General features: G+C 60.7%; 17 protein-coding genes. 7 read left to right on the top strand and 10 right to left on the bottom strand.

Annotated features, from left to right (window positions below; translation table 11 throughout):
* The first annotated feature begins 1 nt into the window (after position 1).
* Positions 2 to 1,009 (top strand): aldo/keto reductase family protein, encoded by a 1,008-nt coding sequence (locus HX613_RS18450; RefSeq protein WP_235346665.1) that lies wholly within the window; start codon positions 2 to 4, stop codon positions 1,007 to 1,009.
* 49 nt (positions 1,010 to 1,058) lie between these two features.
* Here HX613_RS18450 and HX613_RS18455 read toward each other — a convergent pair whose 3' ends face one another.
* Positions 1,059 to 1,538, bottom strand: coding sequence for a hypothetical protein (locus HX613_RS18455; RefSeq protein WP_235346667.1), 480 nt, complete (start codon positions 1,536 to 1,538; stop codon positions 1,059 to 1,061).
* A gap of 234 nt (positions 1,539 to 1,772) precedes the next feature.
* Between HX613_RS18455 and HX613_RS18460 the strand changes: the two genes are divergently transcribed.
* Together HX613_RS18460 and HX613_RS18465 are read left to right on the top strand one after the other, a co-directional pair.
* Positions 1,773 to 3,200 carry an MDR family MFS transporter gene (locus tag HX613_RS18460; RefSeq protein ID WP_328284991.1) on the top strand — a complete coding sequence of 476 codons (1,428 nt, stop codon included), beginning with the start codon at positions 1,773 to 1,775 and terminating at the stop codon, positions 3,198 to 3,200.
* A 157-nt stretch (positions 3,201 to 3,357) separates the two neighbouring features.
* Positions 3,358 to 4,116, top strand: coding sequence for an IclR family transcriptional regulator (locus HX613_RS18465; RefSeq protein WP_235346668.1), 759 nt, complete (start codon positions 3,358 to 3,360; stop codon positions 4,114 to 4,116).
* Here the strand turns inward: HX613_RS18465 and HX613_RS18470 are convergent.
* Genes HX613_RS18470 through HX613_RS18485 form a run of 4 tightly spaced genes read right to left on the bottom strand, consistent with a single transcriptional unit; the run spans position 4,107 to position 7,834 of the window.
* Positions 4,107 to 4,982 (bottom strand): HpcH/HpaI aldolase/citrate lyase family protein, encoded by an 876-nt coding sequence (locus tag HX613_RS18470; protein ID WP_235346669.1) that lies wholly within the window; start codon positions 4,980 to 4,982, stop codon positions 4,107 to 4,109. The two genes, HX613_RS18465 and HX613_RS18470, sit on opposite strands and share 10 nt — an antisense overlap.
* Positions 4,979 to 6,211 (bottom strand): CaiB/BaiF CoA transferase family protein, encoded by a 1,233-nt coding sequence (locus HX613_RS18475; protein ID WP_235346670.1) that lies wholly within the window; start codon positions 6,209 to 6,211, stop codon positions 4,979 to 4,981. The genes HX613_RS18470 and HX613_RS18475 overlap by 4 nt, the downstream gene beginning before the upstream one ends.
* Before the next feature lie 5 nt (positions 6,212 to 6,216).
* The gene (locus HX613_RS18480) at positions 6,217 to 6,474 is read right to left on the bottom strand and encodes a hypothetical protein (protein WP_235346671.1); all 258 of its coding nucleotides are present in this window, start codon (positions 6,472 to 6,474) and stop codon (positions 6,217 to 6,219) included.
* 10 nt (positions 6,475 to 6,484) lie between these two features.
* Positions 6,485 to 7,834: a TRAP transporter large permease subunit gene (locus tag HX613_RS18485; protein WP_235346672.1), complete on the bottom strand. Its 1,350-nt coding sequence runs from the start codon at positions 7,832 to 7,834 to the stop codon at positions 6,485 to 6,487.
* 166 nt (positions 7,835 to 8,000) lie between these two features.
* Between HX613_RS18485 and HX613_RS18490 the strand changes: the two genes are divergently transcribed.
* Positions 8,001 to 9,356 (top strand): NAD(P)-binding domain-containing protein, encoded by a 1,356-nt coding sequence (locus tag HX613_RS18490; RefSeq protein ID WP_235346673.1) that lies wholly within the window; start codon positions 8,001 to 8,003, stop codon positions 9,354 to 9,356.
* Positions 9,357 to 9,588: 232 nt separating this feature from the next.
* Here HX613_RS18490 and HX613_RS18495 read toward each other — a convergent pair whose 3' ends face one another.
* Positions 9,589 to 10,077 carry an SRPBCC domain-containing protein gene (locus tag HX613_RS18495; RefSeq protein ID WP_235346674.1) on the bottom strand — a complete coding sequence of 163 codons (489 nt, stop codon included), beginning with the start codon at positions 10,075 to 10,077 and terminating at the stop codon, positions 9,589 to 9,591.
* Between the two features lie 16 nt (positions 10,078 to 10,093).
* Here HX613_RS18495 and HX613_RS18500 point away from each other — a divergent pair, with 16 nt between their 5' ends.
* Positions 10,094 to 10,453: an ArsR/SmtB family transcription factor gene (locus tag HX613_RS18500; RefSeq protein ID WP_235346675.1), complete on the top strand. Its 360-nt coding sequence runs from the start codon at positions 10,094 to 10,096 to the stop codon at positions 10,451 to 10,453.
* Positions 10,454 to 10,465: 12 nt separating this feature from the next.
* Here HX613_RS18500 and HX613_RS18505 read toward each other — a convergent pair whose 3' ends face one another.
* Together HX613_RS18505 and HX613_RS18510 are read right to left on the bottom strand one after the other, a co-directional pair.
* Positions 10,466 to 11,674 carry an MFS transporter gene (locus tag HX613_RS18505; RefSeq protein WP_235346676.1) on the bottom strand — a complete coding sequence of 403 codons (1,209 nt, stop codon included), beginning with the start codon at positions 11,672 to 11,674 and terminating at the stop codon, positions 10,466 to 10,468.
* Between the two features lie 23 nt (positions 11,675 to 11,697).
* On the bottom strand, positions 11,698 to 12,687 hold the full coding sequence (locus HX613_RS18510) for a YihY/virulence factor BrkB family protein (RefSeq protein ID WP_235346677.1): 990 nt from the start codon (positions 12,685 to 12,687) through the stop codon (positions 11,698 to 11,700).
* Positions 12,688 to 12,964: 277 nt separating this feature from the next.
* Between HX613_RS18510 and HX613_RS18515 the strand changes: the two genes are divergently transcribed.
* Positions 12,965 to 13,510: a hypothetical protein gene (locus HX613_RS18515; RefSeq protein ID WP_235346678.1), complete on the top strand. Its 546-nt coding sequence runs from the start codon at positions 12,965 to 12,967 to the stop codon at positions 13,508 to 13,510.
* Between the two features lie 150 nt (positions 13,511 to 13,660).
* Here HX613_RS18515 and HX613_RS18520 read toward each other — a convergent pair whose 3' ends face one another.
* Together HX613_RS18520 and HX613_RS18525 are read right to left on the bottom strand one after the other, a co-directional pair.
* On the bottom strand, positions 13,661 to 13,885 hold the full coding sequence (locus tag HX613_RS18520) for a hypothetical protein (RefSeq protein ID WP_235346679.1): 225 nt from the start codon (positions 13,883 to 13,885) through the stop codon (positions 13,661 to 13,663).
* 438 nt (positions 13,886 to 14,323) lie between these two features.
* Positions 14,324 to 15,493 (bottom strand): integrase, encoded by a 1,170-nt coding sequence (locus HX613_RS18525; protein WP_235346680.1) that lies wholly within the window; start codon positions 15,491 to 15,493, stop codon positions 14,324 to 14,326.
* Positions 15,494 to 15,668: 175 nt separating this feature from the next.
* Here HX613_RS18525 and HX613_RS18530 point away from each other — a divergent pair, with 175 nt between their 5' ends.
* Entirely contained in the window at positions 15,669 to 16,709 is a 1,041-nt protein-coding gene (locus HX613_RS18530; protein ID WP_235346681.1) for a helix-turn-helix transcriptional regulator, read from the top strand.
* The last annotated feature ends 279 nt before the right edge of the window (positions 16,710 to 16,988 follow it).

Below are 16,988 nucleotides of genomic sequence, written 5' to 3' on the forward strand. Positions count from 1 at the left end.
CATGGAGCACAGATATCTTGGAAACAGCGGCCTGAAGATCTCAGAAATCACCTACGGAAACTGGCTCACCCACGGCTCCCAAGTGGAGAACGACACGGCAACGAAGTGCGTTCATGCAGCCCTGGACAGCGGCATCTCGACCTTCGACACCGCGGATGTCTATGCGAACACAGTTGCCGAGCAGGTCCTCGGCGATGCCCTCAAGGGCCAGCGTCGCGAATCCTTGGAGATCTTCACCAAGGTGTACTTCCCGACCGGACCCAAGGGTCACAACGACACCGGGCTGTCCCGCAAGCACATCATGGAGTCGATCAACGGCTCCCTGTCTCGCCTGGGCACCGACTACGTCGACCTCTACCAGGCCCACCGCTACGACTATGAGACACCGCTGGAAGAGACCATGCAGGCGTTCGCGGATCTCGTCCGCGCGGGCAAGGCACTCTACATCGGCGTGAGCGAATGGAACGCCGATCAGCTGCGTGCAGCGCACTATCTGGCCCGTGACTTGGGCATCCAGCTCGTGTCGAATCAGCCGCAGTACAACATGCTCTGGCGCGTCATCGAGTCTGAGGTCGTCCCGGCCTCGAAGGAACTCGGGATCTCGCAGGTTGTGTGGTCACCGATCGCTCAGGGTGTGCTCACCGGCAAATATAAGCCGGGCCAGCCTGCCCCTGCCGGGTCACGTGCCACCGACGAGAAGGGCGGCAAGGACATGATCACCGACCGCTATCTCGACGATGAGACGCTCAATGCTGTGGCCAAGCTGGAGCCGATCGCGGCCGACCTGAACCTGACTATGGCGCAGCTCGCCATCGCCTGGGTGCTCGCCAACGACAATGTTGCGACCGCTCTCGTCGGCGCATCACGTCCTGAGCAGGTGGAGTCCAATGTTGCCGCAGCCGGGGTGAAGCTCGACGCCGAGGTGCTCGCGCGCATCGATGATGCCCTCGGTGATCAGCCTGTCACGGATCCGTCGAAGACCAAGTCCCCGCCGACCCGGATCGTGTAAGCGAATAGGAGCATCGGCTGATAGGCATCTCTGAAAGTCTCCTCGGCTACTAGCTGTTGCTGCTGCGCAGCGGAGTCAGCTGTGCATTGTTGCTGCGGGGTTCCACAATGAGGAATGACGCGGCAGCAGTGAAGACTCCAGCCGTCAAGGCCGGCCCACCGAGTGCTCGCATGACGTCTCCCTGCGACTCGAAGGTATATGTTGACGGGCCGCCGGTCAGAACGAGGAGCACTGCGAACCCGATCAGCGCCGAAATGACGCCGAGGACGAAGAAGAAGGCGAGAGCAGATTTACGACCCGGCAGCGCACGAAGACTGAGACGAAGGACTCCGTAGGCCGGCACTCCGATAATCAGTCCCAGAACGGCACCTGGAACCAGGAAGAAGAGTATATAGGCGAGCCCTTCCAGCAGTTCGAAGAAGCTGGCAGGAGGCGCGTTGAACAGATACAGACCCAGTGCGGCTATAGCGCCGATACCGGAAGTCAGCAGCACGAACCGACCGAGTGTGCCCCATCTGCTGAAGGTCATTCCCGTCCGCTATGAGCCTTTCTCGCCTGAGGACTGAGGCCGCTGCTCACCTGCGAGACATCTCCTTGACACCTGTGCCTTGACCTCTGCCGATACCCTGTCCCTAGAGTCCGATCCGACGGGGAGTAGACTCGCACGGCGCGGTTGAGCACCGACGCGGTGCGGATGGTCGGATCTGTACCGCTGCCGACTGCGCCGGCGAAGGCAGACGTTGAAGGGAAAGAGGGAATTTCAGTGACAAAAGAGGACGACGCGCAGTACACAGCAGCCGATGGCAAGCCGATCAATCGGAATGTGGTCCTGGCTGTCCTCGTCTCCGGTGCCTTCGTCATCATCCTCAACCAGACGCTGCTCAACACCGCGCTGCCCGCGTTCATGCAGTCCTTCGACATCACAGCCAGCGCCGCGCAGTGGGTGACGACGAGCTTCATGCTGGTCAACGGCATCATGATTCCGATCACGGCCTTCCTAATCCAGAAGTTCACCACCCGGGGGCTGTTCCTCACCGCGATGCTGCTGTTCATCGTCGGCACGCTCGTCTGTGCGCTGGCACCGACCTATCCCGTCCTTCTTCTTGGACGTGTGATTCAGGCCTCGAGCGGCGGCATCATCATGCCGCTGATGCAGACCATCCTCTTCGCGATCTTCCCGGTGGAGAAGCGCGGCACAGCGATGGGCACGTTCGGACTCGTCATCGCCTTCGCCCCGGCAATCGGGCCCAGCCTCTCCGGTTGGATCGTTGATCACCTGCCCTGGGAAGTTCTCTTCTACATGATGCTGCCGATCGCGATCATCGACATCATCGTCGCCTATTTCATCCTCAAGAACGTCACCGAACGCACCTACCCCAAGCTCGACGTCGCCTCCATCATCCTCTCGACCTTCGGCTTCGGCGGGCTGCTCTTCGGCTTCGGCACCGCTGGCGATGCAGGCTGGCTGAGCCTCGAGGTCATCATCCCCCTTGCCATAGGTGTGATCTCCTTGGCTATCTTCATTCCACGCCAGCTCAAGCTGGACCAGCCGATGCTCGAGTTCCGCGTGCTCCGCTACCGCATGTTCACCCTCAACACCGCACTGGGCATGTGCGTCTTCATCGTCATGATCGGCGGCATGATGATCCTGCCGCTCTACATGCAGAACATGAACGACTTCACTGCCATGGAATCGGGCCTTGTGCTTCTGCCCGGTGCAGCAGTCATGGGGCTGATGTCGCCGGTCACAGGTCGAGTCTTCGACGCCATCGGCGCCAAGTGGCTGGCTGTGGCCGGGTTCACCCTGCTCACCGTCACCACATTCCTGTTCGCCGACCTCGAAGCCGACACCTCGTTCACCTTCCTCGCCGTGGTCAACACGATCCGCATGTTCGGTGTGGCCATGGTGATGATGCCGGTGACCACGGCAGCACTCAACCAGCTGCCGCAGAGTCTCATCCCACACGGCACTGCACTCAACAACACCTTCCGCCAGATTGCCGCCTCGGTGGGCACCGCCGTCCTGGTCACCATCATGGTCTCCACAACACGCGACCCCGAAGTCTACGGAGTCGAAGGGCTGGTTCACGGTGCGGACGTCGCCTTCTTCGTTGCCGCGGTCATCGGCATATTCGGTATCGTCGGGTCCTTCTTCATCAAGAACTCCCACGGGCTGAAAGTCGAGGACTGAGGGAGCAGACACGTCTCCTATGTCACCGTCGCAGCAACTGAGGCCCTCTCCACCGACTTCGGCACTAGAATAAGCCAAAGCAGCAGACTCCCTGCCTCCTTGGTAAGAGAGTCTGTTGGCCAGACGATCTTCAGCTTCCAGGATTCCAGGTAAACACATGTCGAAACCCTCGCAGCCTCACATCAGGGCTGTCGAACGAGCCGTCACGATTTTGCAGACCCTGGAACGAGCACAGCGACCTCTGCGCCTCAAAGAGATCGGCGAAGCGGTCGAGCTGCACAGTGCAACGGTGTCGCGGATCCTGTCCACGCTGCAGGCGTCGAACTACGTCGTCGAAGAGGATCAGCGCTACCGCCTCGGTGCGGCCGTGCTTCGGCTCACGCACGGTTACCTGGTCAACGACCCGCTCAGCCAGTTCGCCCGTCCTGTCATGCAGAGCCTGACCAGGCAAACCGGACTGACATCGACCTTGCACCTGCTCAGCGGACTGGAGCGACTGCTCTCAGTTCGAGTCGATGGCTTCGAACCGATGCAGTATCAGCAGCCGATCGGACGCTGGCTGCCTCTCTTCATCGGGTCTGGCAAAACGATCGCCGCCTTCATGCCAATCCAACAGCAGGAGGAAGTCGCGGCACTCGGCGACGGTCATGAGACTACCTCGCATCATGTACTGACAGCCGCAGAGATCCGCGAGGACTTCAAAGGGATCCGACACGATCGCCACCTCATCTCCATCGGTGAACGCGATATCAGCATCGCGTCCATCTCAGTGCCACTCTTCACAGACGAGACTGTCGCTGGGTCCCTGTCATTGACAGGACCCAGCGACAGTACGACGCAGGAACAGCTCGAAAGGGTTCTGCCTTCCCTGGCTTCAGCGGGACACGAGATCAGCCGAATGAAGAGCTACAGCTGACGCCTATCAACACCCGCACGACGCAGGATCGTCTCCGCCCGAACCACGAACGGCCGATCGACGAACTGCCCGTCGGACAACATCACCGCTCCGCTCCCCTGCGCTGAGATTCTGTCGGCAGCCTCGACGACGCTGTGTGCCCAGTCGACCTCCTGACTGTCGGGACGGAATGCATCTCGCACGGTCTCCAGCTGCATCGGATGCAGGACGGTCCGGCCAAAGAAGCCCATCCCCCGCAGTCTGACCGAATCCGATCGCAGACCCTCGAGATCCTTGATTCGCGGATAGACGGAGCCGGTGGGAGCCTCTTTCCCTGCGGCGGCCAACGCCATGACCAGGCGGATCCGGATCTGGTCGAGAACCGCTTCACCTTCAACATTGAGCACCGCCCGCAGGTCGTTGTCGCCCAAGGAGACACTCGACGGTCCGCCTGCCCGGCAAAGGTCCTCGAGCGCCGCCAGACCCAGGGGTGATTCCAACAGGATTTGGATCTTCTTTCTCGCACTGACGACGGATTCGATTCGACTAAGATCGGTCAACGATTCGACCTTGGGGACGCGAATCCCTTCAACAGCGGGCAGCTTAGCGATCGCGTTAAGATCATCGATTCCCCAGGGCGAATCCAAAGCGTTCGCACGCACGAAGATCCGTGAAATTGCTGCGCTGCTGTCCGGCGACTCGCTCGCGGGAAGCACGCTCACCGACGAAAGGAACTCGACAAGCTCGGCTCTGGCGCTGGTCTTCCGATCGACGTGGACAGCATCTTCGAGGTCGAAGATGACCGCATCGGCACCACGGTGCAGAGCCTTGTCCAACTTGCCGCCGCTCGATGCCGGAGTATAGAGCCAGGTGCAAATCTCGCTCATGAGACCACCCCTCGCGAGCGCAGATCAGCAATCGTCTCCGCGTCCACGCCGAGTCCGGACAGCACCTCGTCCGTGTCCTGCCCATGGCCTCGTCCTGTCCATTCGACACGGCCGGGCGTGTGCGACATGCGGAACGGAACATTGAGCATCTTCATCGGGCCGAGATCCTGGTCGTCGATATCGATGACGGATCCCAACGCATTGTACTGTTCGTCCTCGATGATGTCCTCAGCGTTGTAGACCAGCGAGGCTGCGGCGTGCGCCTCCCGGAAAGCCGCTAATGCGTCGTGTGACGATTTCGTTCTCACCCAGGTGGCGACGGCAAGGTCGAGTTCATCGGCGTGTTCGACCCGGCCCTTGGCCGACTTGAACCATTCTTGCTCGACATATTCACCATGCCCGACAAGCTCGATGACCCGTTCGGCGATCGACTGAGATGACGTCGATACCGCCAGCCACCGACCGTCGGCCGTTTCGTAGAGATTGCGCGGAGCATTGTTCTCGGATCGATTTCCCAACCGTTTGGGCACCAGGCCCAACTGGTCGAAGACGCTCACCTGTGGGCCCAGCGCCGAGAGCATGGGTTCGATGAGTGACATATCGATGTGCTGCCCCTGACCGTCAGACAGGCGCGAATGTACCGCCGTCATTGCGGCGAAGGCGCCCATGATTCCGGCAATGGAATCGGCCAGCGCCAAGGGCGGCAAGGTGGGCGGACCATCGGGTTGGCCTGTCATCGACGCGAACCCGCTCATCGCCTCGGCGAGGGTACCGAATCCGGGCTCATTCGATTTGGGGCCGAACTGCCCGAACCCGGTGACGCTGACGACGATCAGGCCCGGATTGATCTCCGAGAGAGCCTCGTACCCCAGTCCCCATTTAGCCATGACACCGGGGCGAAAGTTCTCCACGATGATGTCGACGTCCGCAACGAGGCTGCGAATGAGGTCTGCTCCGGCTGCATCTTTGAGATTGACTGCGACGGTCTTCTTGTTGCGTCCAAGCGTCTTCCACCACAGTCCGGTTCCGTCCTTCTGAAATCCGTGCCCGCGTGCTGCATCCGGCTGCCTCGGATTCTCGACCTTGATGACCTCGGCCCCGTAGTCACCCAGGAGCGTCGCACACATCGGACCGGCGAACAGAGTCGACATGTCGAGCACCTTGAGGCCGTCCAGCGCACCCCGCGATGAATCGGCACCCGCTGATGAGCTGGTGGGTTCTTGCGTCAAGTCTGTCACTCCTCCTCGTCAGCAGATGCTGCTGACTTGTCCGTGTAGGTATAGATGAAAGCGATGATTCCGCTGACCGAGGCCAGTACCACCGCAGGGGCGTTTAGCGTGCTCGACGCCCAGGTCACCAGGGTCGGATTCGTCATGATCAGACCGATGATCTGAGCGAACACGAGAACGAACCCGGTGATGAGAAACAAGCTGAACACGATGACGAACAGCGACCGTATGAGTCGCGAGCTCGCAGTTGTCGACTGAGTCATGAGAGTTCTCCTATCCCTGCATCGGCACTGGGAGAACCCCGATGCCCACCAGAACTGCGATGAGCATTACCGGTAACAGGTAGTAGACGATCAGGGGGACGAATGTCGTTTCGGGTCTTGCCTTGACGATGCCCGAAGCGATGAAGATCGGTGCCGAGGCAGGCGGTGAGGATCCCTCCGTCGACGCCGCAATCAGGACCACGGTGATCGCAAGGACCGGATCGATTCCCACAGCGATCATCGACAACATCGACACCTGGCCGATGGCGGACACTGTGGCCGTCGACGACAGCGGTCCGGCGATGAGCGCCACTAGAACAACGACGATGGCGACGAGAACCCATTTCGGCAGGTCCAGACCATTGAGAGTGCTCTCAATGTCTCGTGCCAAGCCGAGTTCGGTGAGCACCGAACTGGCAGCAATGGCGAAGAAGAGCAGAACACCGATGGGGGCCAACCGAGGGATCGAACCGGCTATCAGCTCGTAGAGCCCCCGCCTCGTCTTAGGAATCTTCTTCCAACCGATGAGCACCGCAAAGAGAATGATGAGAATAGGGATCCACGTGATGATCGAGATATCGCCCATGGCGTCACCGACCTCTGTCGCATTCTCCAAGAACGACGCCAGCGGTCCGATGGTGACAGCGATCGGAATCAGCGCGCCAAGGTAGATGAGGATCGGAACACGACCCTGCTTCCAGGCTTGCCCCTTCGAGAGCACATCGATGCCATTACCGGCCTTGATGTTGTCTCGCCACACGAAGTAGGTGATCAGCAGAAGACGGTAGAAAACCTGGTAGAGACCGCTGACCAGTAGGGCGAGATAGACCGAGCCTGTGGATGCTAGTCCCCCGGCGAAGCCGAGCATGATGACCATGGACGTGCTCGGAGGCAGGGCGGCACCCATCGCCGAGTTGCCTGCGACGACTGTCGCAGCCCGGGACGGTTTCCACCCCTCCTTGACCATCCACGGCCCGGTGATAGCGCCGGTTGAGGCGGCATTGCCAGAATTCGATCCGGACAGAGCTCCCATGACGCTGGATGCGAGGGTGTCGACATAGGCGGGTCCCCCACGGACCTTGCCGAACACCGAGTTCAGCAGGTCGAGGATCTTCTGCATGATTCCGAGTTGGTCGATCAGATACGTCATGAAGACGAATCCGAGTGCCGCGTAGACGACTTCGTTCTCCGTAGTCGAGGCGATACCGTCCCACGCGACGGTGAGCGCTTGTGGGCCGGCGAACAGGCAGGTGGCGATAAAGCCGATGATCATGGCTTCACTCATAGAGCGCTTGAAGGCAACGTTCCACACGATCAAAACCGCGATAAACACCAGCAGCGCAATCAACGCAATGGGCATATGTCTCCTTCGTCAAGCCCGATGGTTTGCATCTGGTGCAATTCACATTCGCAGTATGCGATTGCAATGCACTCGATGTACAGTACGTGGCAACGGTCACAAGCGCAAGAGCGAGTACCGCACAGTAAATCCCCGACAACTTTCGCATCACTTCAATGGAGGAATAATGCGCGTATCTATTCTGGGTCTCGGAGAAGCAGGCCGAGTCTTCTCATCAGCGTTCGCGACAGCCGGGTGGGGTGTCTCTGCCTTTGATCCGGCGGACACCCCGACCCCGGAAAATGTCGCCCGATTCGACTCCGTCGGCCCCGCAGTCGCTGATGCCGACCTCATCCTCAGCCTCACAACTGCACGCTTCGCGGCCGGCGCCGCCGCGGATGCAGGTCCGCACCTGAAGAACGATGCGGTCTTCATTGACCTCAACGCCGCATCGCCTGGGCGTAAGCGCGAGATCGCCACGGCCCTGGGCAACGAGACTCAGCTAGTCGACGGTGCCGTCCTCGGCTCTGTGATGAAGTTCGGCCCGAACGTCACAGTGCTCCTCGCCGGCTCGCGGGCACAGTCGGGCGCATCCCTCCTGTCTCAAATCGGCGCTGAGACGGTTGTGGTCAGTGAGCAGATCGGCTCAGCATCGCAGCGGAAGCTGGTCCGCAGCGTCTTCGTCAAGAGCCTCGCCGCATTGATCGCAGAGTCAATGGATGCTGCACGGGCCTTCGACGGTGAGCAGTGGATGAAGGAACAGATCGCGGAATGGCTCAACGACGGTGATTCCACCATCAATCGCCTCGACCACACGACACGGCTGCACGCTGGCAGGCGCAGCCATGAACTCGAGGACAGCCTCGGCGTGCTCGCCGAGCTCGGCGTCACCTCCACCGTCACAGAAGGCGCCTTGGCTACTCACCTGCGGTACGCGCGGTCGAAGGCAGACGATCTTGCGGCTGCCCTGGCCGAGGTTCCGACTCCCGCATTGGGTGATGCCAATGAACGTCGCGGACTAATGCACTCCGCGATCAAACCAGTCTGGGCATCACCGCGAATCGCCGGACGCGCGTTCACAATTGAGACGAGGGCCGGCGACAACAAGGCGATCCATGACGCGATTGCCGACATCCGCCCGGGCGAAGTCGTCGTCATTGACGGTCGCGCAGAGACGGAGCGGGCTCTGATCGGTGAGCTGATCGCCGAGCGCCTTCGTGACGCCGGTGCCGCTGGTGTCGTACTCGACGCCGCAGTCCGCGATGCCAGCGGAATTGCCGAGCTCGACTTTCCGACATTCGCTCGGGCAGTGACACCGGCCGGCCCCTACCGCCATGGCCCCGGACGCCATCAGGTCCCGATCTCCATCGGAGAAGTGGTGTGCCACCCTGGCGATTACATCGTCGCCGATGAGGATGGAGTCATCGTTCTACCGGGCCTGCAGGCCGAGTCGATCCTCAGAGGAGGTCTGGCCAAACTCGATGCAGAGGCCAAGCAGAGTGCGGCCCACCGACGCTCTGTTCGCGCGACAGCCGCCGACTGAAAAACCCGGTCCACAGGACCTCAATACAGGCGTCACATGCTCAGAAATGACCGAAGCAGAATACCGTTCGAGGATTCGCAGCGCAGGCGATCTTCTTGGCGGCAATCTCGTTGACTCTCATTTGGCACTTTCAGGCGAGACGTGGGGTAAAGCTGACCAGCGCCCTGCCTCATTCCCCAGAGTCCGCTGGTCGAATCACCTCAAACTGATCACCTGAAGAAGGTCGGACTGACTACTTGTAGAAGCCCTCGCGCAGGTCGATGCCGTATTCGACCCAGGCCTTCAAAGCGGCGAGCATGCCGGTCCAGCCCATGCAGTTGCCGAAGGCACCCTCTGCGCCCCCGACGGTCGTCTCCCACGACTTCTCGGTCACCGTGACAAGAGTCCGAGCTCCGTCATCGACAGGAGAGAACTCGAAGGTCGTCGTCGTGGACTTCGCCGTGGCATGCTCCGTACCTTCCCACGCGATGACGATCTTCTCATCCTGAACGGACTCGAGGACCTCAACCGGGAACCGACCGGGGAAATCCGCGAAGTCCCAGGTCACCTCGGCGCCGGACTCCAAACGTCCGCGTGCACCGCCAGTGGCGAAGTACTTCGAGAGCTGCGCCGGATCGGCCACTGCCTCGAAGGTCTCATGCGGGGTCTTCGAGATGTAACCCATGACGGTGAAAGACAGTTCTTCCAGCCGTGCATCTTTGGTGCTCTGCTCATCGTTCATGTGATATTTTTATCACATGTTGTCTGCAAATGGAATGGCCTCTCCTATTGATGAGGACGAACGCGATGATGCGGTGTTCAAAGCGCTGGCCAATTCCACCCGTCGCCGGATCCTCGACATGCTGCGTGACGAGCCCCGAACCACAGGAGAGGTCTGCGCCGCCTTTGCCAGGCTCGATCGCACGACGGTCCTCCAACACATCCGTGTCCTGGAGCGAGCGGAGCTGATCGGAGGGCATCGCGTCGGCAGGACCCGCCGGCTGGCACTGGCTCCCTTGCCGATCAAGCGCATCCACGATCGCTGGATCGGCGAATACACGCGGGCCGCTGTGGGGCTCCTGGCCGACTTGGAGAACCAGTCCACGGACCCAGCATGACCGACGCAGATCCTAGTGTGAGCGGCGCAGAGCTCGCAGTATCCAGGACACGACACCGGCGAGGAGCAGCAGCAGGGCGCAAACGAGGAACGTCGCGGAGTCGCCGAGATAGGTGAACCCGAGTCCGCCGAGGACTCCGGCGATGGCCAATCCGATGTCGAAATTCATGTTCCAGGCAACGCTGGCCTTCGCCGGAGTGCTGACATTGGAAAACGCCATCACCAGGCTCGCCGACTGCAGTGTGCCCAGCCCCAGGCCGATGATCATCATCGCGAGGCAGAGCATTCCGCCGAATGCGACGACGGTGACGACGAGCCCGATGATGGCGAGGGCAAGGCCCAGAAGGTTGAGTGCGAACGGGGAGAAACGGTCGGCGATGGCGCCGGCTGCGAACCTGCCGACCACGGCCGATAGCTGCATGGCGCCTATGTACAGTGCGGCCCCGGCGATGTCCTCGCCCGGGCCGAATCCGATGATGAGTCCGAAGACCACCATGCCGATGAGGAACGGAGAGAGCATGATGACCAGGTACAGGGCCTCACCGAGGCTGCGGCCAGTCTTGCGCAGAGCCCCGTGTCCTCTCGGTCCGTTGCGAACTGTGACCCCGGAATCGTCGGTCGAAGCCTTCGCGGTCCTGCGTTCACGGCCAGGCAGGAACTTCACGACAGTCGGCACCGCCAGGAGCAGCGAAAAGCACACAATCATTCTGAAGGTCCAGACGGGGACCGTGCCGACCAGCCACAGTCCGAATGGAGCTCCGACGGCAGAAGCCAATGAAGTGATTCCGCCGAAGAAGCCAAGCGCCTTGCCGATGCGGCCAGGAGACGTCGTGGAAGGCACCGCGGCATTGGCCAGAACCACGAAGAGTCCGAAGCCCACTCCCCCGCACAGTCCGGCCAGCACCAAACCGAGCAGCGGTGCGGGCACGGTCAGACCGAGGATCTGTCCCAGCAGCTGCAGACCCAGCGCGAAGAACAGTGCGCCCTTGAGACCAAGCACTCTGCCTACCCACGGAGCAAAGGGCTGAGCGACGATGACGCCGATCATCATCGTCGTCAGGACCGAACCTCCGGTGACTGTCGAGAGTCCGTTGACGGCCGCGATCGAGACCATCGTCGAATAGCTGAAGAAGAAAGCCGAAAATCCGAACATCGCGGTCCACACAAGGCCCAGCAGTGCTGGGGTGAACGTCGAAGCATCAGACCTGTCGGAACTCATCATTTGACCATACGGTACCTGCAGTCTCAGTCCGAAGTCCGGGACCTTTCGATCTCAGCGTCGAGCTCCGCGCCGAAGATCAAGGCCAAATTCACCATCCACAGCCACGCGAACCCGACGATCACACCGCCGATGGCACCGTAGGCGGCGTTGTAGTTGTCGAAGTTGTTGATATAGAGGACGAACCCGAGAGAGACGAGGATCAACGAGATCAGCGCGACGAAGGCTCCGATGCTCGTCCAGCGGAACTTCGACATCTTCACATTCGGAGTCGCATAGTAGAGCAGAGCAATGGCGAGCATGACGAAGAAGATCACGACCGGCCACCTGGCGATGCTCCAGATCATCACGGCCACCGGCCCCAAACCGACAAGACGCCCGATCGACTCGGCAATCGGCCCCGAGACCACAAGCAGCAGACCAAGTCCGGCCATGAGCAGCAGAAGCACCAGGGTGATGAACAGCATCATCGGCTTGAGCTTCCAGAGCGGCCGGGTCTCCTCAACCGCGTAGGCCCTGTTCGAGGCGCGGCCGAAGGCGCCGACGTACTTCGACGATGACCAGATCGCAAAGGCGACGCTGACGATGAGAGTGAGACCCGCAGCCGGTGTCGACACCAGCTCGGTGACGAGCGGGCGGATCGCCTCGGCTGCCTCGGTCGACAGATCAGAGGCCAGACCCAGAACCGCCTCGGTGGTGGACTTCGCCTCCCCGACGACGCCGAGCATCGACACGAGCGCCAGGGTGGCCGGGGCCATCGACAGCAGCGCGTAGAACGCCAAGCCCGCCGCCAGATCAAGTCCCTGATCACTGATCACGTGTCGGATCGTGTTGGTGACGATTCCCTTCTTGCCTCGTTCCAGCGACTGCGCCCGGTCCCTCATCCGATCTCCCAGTCGGTCTCTCAGTGCTCGATCATGGCCGGATGAGGCAACCGCATCAGACAAAGGCTCGAGCGCCGGCGTCTCATAACGAGTCGCGAGTGACTCGGCATGAGTGGGGGTCTTTTCTGCCATGACGTTCTCCTGACCGCGGGGCCGGCCGACTGGGGACTCTGCAATACGTTGACATCGTAGTCGTTCACATCGTTCGCTCAGCCCCGCCATGCCGCCCCAGGCTTCTCCCAGTCCAGGTTTCAGCGCCTTGGACAAGGAGACCTGAGGACCGTGCGCTCAGGCGAGGGTGCGGCGGCGGTTCAGTGACGGTTCAGTGACGATTCAATGACGGTACGGCGCGACTGCGGCGCCGTCAGTTGTTCATCTTCAAGTCAAGCCACCTCTGTACAATCGCGGAATGAAGTCCTCTACCGAAACCAATTCCAGCGGCGGCATTGACACGGCATTCGTACTGCGGTTCGAACCTCAGTACACGGTCACGGATGCCGAGGCCGAGATCTTCGGTTCCATTGGACCCAAGGTCGTCAAGCGCGAGTCGTACAAGCGCAAGCATTTCCTCAAGGTCGCCGAGTGGAAGGCCGTCGCCGCTCAGGCGACATTTGAGAGCCTCGACTCCGATGACATCGAGTATGTGACCGCAGTGGCCCTCGACGAGGACACACCCAGCCACCTGCGGCTGCCGTTCCTCAAAGTTCTGCCCGGTGTCGGCGGACCGCTCGCGAGCACTCTGCTCACCGTGTATGACCCGAAGAAGTTCACCATCATGGACTCGCGCGCCACGGGTGTCCTCCACGAATACGGTCTGCTTGAATCGCCCAACCCGAATCAGACTGACTACCGGACCTATCGGAAACTGGTGAAGTCACTGGCCAAGGGCGCCAACTGCGCACCGCTCGATGTGTACCGGGCGCTCATCGCTTACTCGCGACAGCCCAACGACTGAGTCCAAGCAACGACTGACACAACACGCGCTGCAGGGCGCTTGCACATCTGAACATCCGACATCAGAGTGACCGAAGTCAGCACCCTGATGTCAGTCACCCTGTTGTCGGGGGCCGTGGTGTCAGGGCCCCGACAATCGGAGACACCATCGTCAGCGCGCCTGACCCCAATCGGCCATGTGCCACATGCGCGATACAGCGCGGTAGATCAGGTACGCCACCAACAGCGGCCATACAGGGACGAAGAATCCCATCCGCGCCGCATCTCTGCGATCGCGCCACGATCGTCCATAATCGGCTTTGGACAACAGCAGGATGATGATGAACACGGCCACTCCCGCATAGGCGATCATGGCGATGGCGACGGTTTGGATCATGAGTTCTCCCGTACGCTGCGCCGCGCCAGGCTCCCGCTCGCCTTCACCAGTCGTTCTCTTCCATCAGTGCACGCAACTCCATAGCCATCTCCCAAGACGCTCTTCTGACAACCGGCTCGCCCGGTGCTCGAGGATGGCCGGGCTGCACACCGACATCCTCAGCGAAGGTGGTCCGTCTCCACCCTCGGTCAGTCCCTGCTGAAAGACCGCATCCCCGTCATACGGGTGCGATTCAAACTCGGGGTGGCACGTAACATTGTGCCGATTTTCGAAGGTTCGTCAGATCACAATCGATCTTTACTGTACCCGGAAGTTACGCGATTGTAATCCCCCAATAACGACTTGCCTCAAAGTCGCCCTCGGGCTGGTTTCCTGGCAGGGTCGCCTGCTAAGATTGAAGTTTTGATTAGCGGATGCCCGCCACGAGCGACAGTCCACTCACCCCGCCAGCTCGGTGATCTCACTGAGTTCGTTCTGCCACCGGCTGATATCTGCAGCGAGCTTCGCGGGGTCGAGGCTGTTGCGGTAGGTGATCAGCTCGGCTTCCTGCACAGGCGACATGACACCCGCTGCGCTCAAACGGTGCAGCGGCGTCGCAGGATCGTCGTAGATCCGTTTGCGGTGACCGGTCGAGTCCCTGACCCAGGCGACCGGCTTCCGGATCGGCGTGAAGAAATTCAGTCGATCGTTGACCGCCCTCCACAGATGGTTGAGCGCCCACCTGGCCTCCTCGGTGTCATAGCGATTGACGAACCCGTACTCGTGGACCAGGTGCTGATGCTTCGAAGCATCCGGCAGCCGGTCTCGCCGATGATCCTTCGGCACAGGACTGTAGTGGATATCAAGCGCCTGGGCCCACGAGGCGACCGCTTCGTGGACCCTCTCGCATGCGTTGCTCAATTCGACGGCGTTGACCCAGAAGGGAATGCCTTTGATCTCGTCGAGCGACCACTGCAGAGTATCGGCGACGAGGTCCGGAGCGTTGTCTGCAAGGCTTCGAGTGAACACCCACCCGGTGTGCAGGCATGTGGCGTTGAGGGTGAATAGGGAGTCCCCGCTGAGGGCTGGACCCGTGTGGGCAACGGTATCGGCCATGAAGAAGCCAGGTTCGTCCTCATTCTCCCCGCCGGCGAAGTCGAGAAACTCCGCACTGGGTGCATGAGAGCGCCTCGTTGACACATTGCGAGTCGCAAAGTCACAGGTTCGGGCACACTGCAGGTAGCGGTCAATCGAGGCAGGGCTGACGGACAGCAGCTCCTGCCGCACTCCCCTGCTGTAACCATCCTCACCGTCTGTCAGGGAACCATGACGCTCCAGAGCATCGAGCAGCACAGGCATGGCGGCGGCCAGATACTTTCCACTCTGCCGACCGGACCAATCCCAGACTTGCTCCAATGCAGTCCTGGCCTCGTCGGAATATTTGCCCTCTCTGTGACGCGGCCGGTCAGCTTCGTCCAGCAGCGGCTTCTGCCCTCGTGCCAACTGGGCCAAGAGTCTGCGGACATGGTCCCGTGACCACCCAGTCATTACGACGATCTCGTCGAGAATCCAGCCTTTGTCCTGCTTCCGTGCTGCTCTGTAGCGATCTAGATAATCGTAGACGATCATCCCGCGTTGTCTCCTCGAACCAGGGTGAGGAGCTAATTGCGTATGCATGAATGCCTCTGTTCCTCCATTTTCGTCACGGCCTCGCTGCCGCATGCAGCTCATTAACATTTCAGAACTCTGATGCTATTGTTTGATTAGGCAGGAGGTCTTCCTAAATCAAGGGAGACAACAGAAAATGTCACAAACTGCAGCGCGGCTACTCGGATTGCTGTCATTGCTGATGGTTCCTCGCACTTGGTCCGGCACGGAGCTGGCAGAGCGCCTCAACGTCAGCTCACGCACGGTACGCAACGACATCGGCACATTGCGCGACCTCGGCTACCCTGTCGAGGGAACCCGCGGCGGAGAGGGCGGATACCGCCTGGGAGCCGGCGGATCGGCTGTGCCGCCACTGCTGCTCAACCCTGACGAAGCCGTCGCCGTTGCTGTGGGACTCCACTCCGGGCTGAGCTGCATCATCGGCGGAATGGAAGAAACCTCGGCGCAGGCCCTGGCGAAGCTTGAGCAGATCCTGCCCGCAAGCGTGCGCAACCGTGTGAAGAACCTAGCCCATTTCACAGTCCCGCTGGCCGGCAACCATCCGATGCCGATCGTCGACCCGAATCTGCTGACCCTGATCATCGAGTACTGCCACAGCCACGAGAGGTTCAGATTCACCTACACCTCCGAGACTGGTGCCTTTTCGGATCCAGGAGGCACACCGTCGAATAGGGAGCGCGGCGGGGAGTTCGAGGTGGAGCCCTACCGGCTGGTGAACCATCAGCATCGCTGGTTTCTCCTGACCTTCGACCCTGTGGAAAAGGCTTGGACGATCTTCCGGGTCGAACACATCGTGCCCAAACTGCCCGGAGGCCGACGCTTCGAGCCCCGGGCTCTCCCGGCCGAAGACATCGGCGCCTATGTCGAACGCAACGTCTCAGCCAGCAGGTGGAAACACGCAGCCACAGTCACCGTAGACGCTGCGGCATCCGAGGTCATGAAGATGCTGATGCCGGCCGAAGGCACCGTCGAAGCCCTCGACGAACACCGCTCGACGGTGAAGATCGGAGCCGAGACTGTCAGCACCATGGCGTTGACGCTGGCCAGGCTCGACGTCGAGTTCGTCGTCGAGGACTCACCGGAGCTCAATGCGGAGCTCAGTGCACTCTCGGATCGACTGCTGCGTGCGACGACGCAGGCAGGACCAGCTGCTGCGCACCGTCCCACCTCGATATAACCTGCCGCTCGCGGCAGAGTCCAACACCGAACGATCCTCACCCGACGTGTCCGCGAAAATCATATTGTCACGCGGCTTTTCGCGGGCATGAGTCGTGAGTCTTGTCCTTTCCTTGTCTCCTGCGATCGTCGAACTGTAGCTTTCTTAGCAATCGCCTAAGCAGCACCGCGACTATTCCGAGAAATCATTGTGGTCAAATTCCACCACAGTTCTCTTTTCCCGAGGCAATGATCCATTTCAATGCCTGCGGACGAATTCAATCAGAACCCAATCACATCT

This window comes from Brevibacterium sp. UCMA 11754, assembly GCF_021532275.1.
Lineage (GTDB): Bacteria > Actinomycetota > Actinomycetes > Actinomycetales > Brevibacteriaceae > Brevibacterium.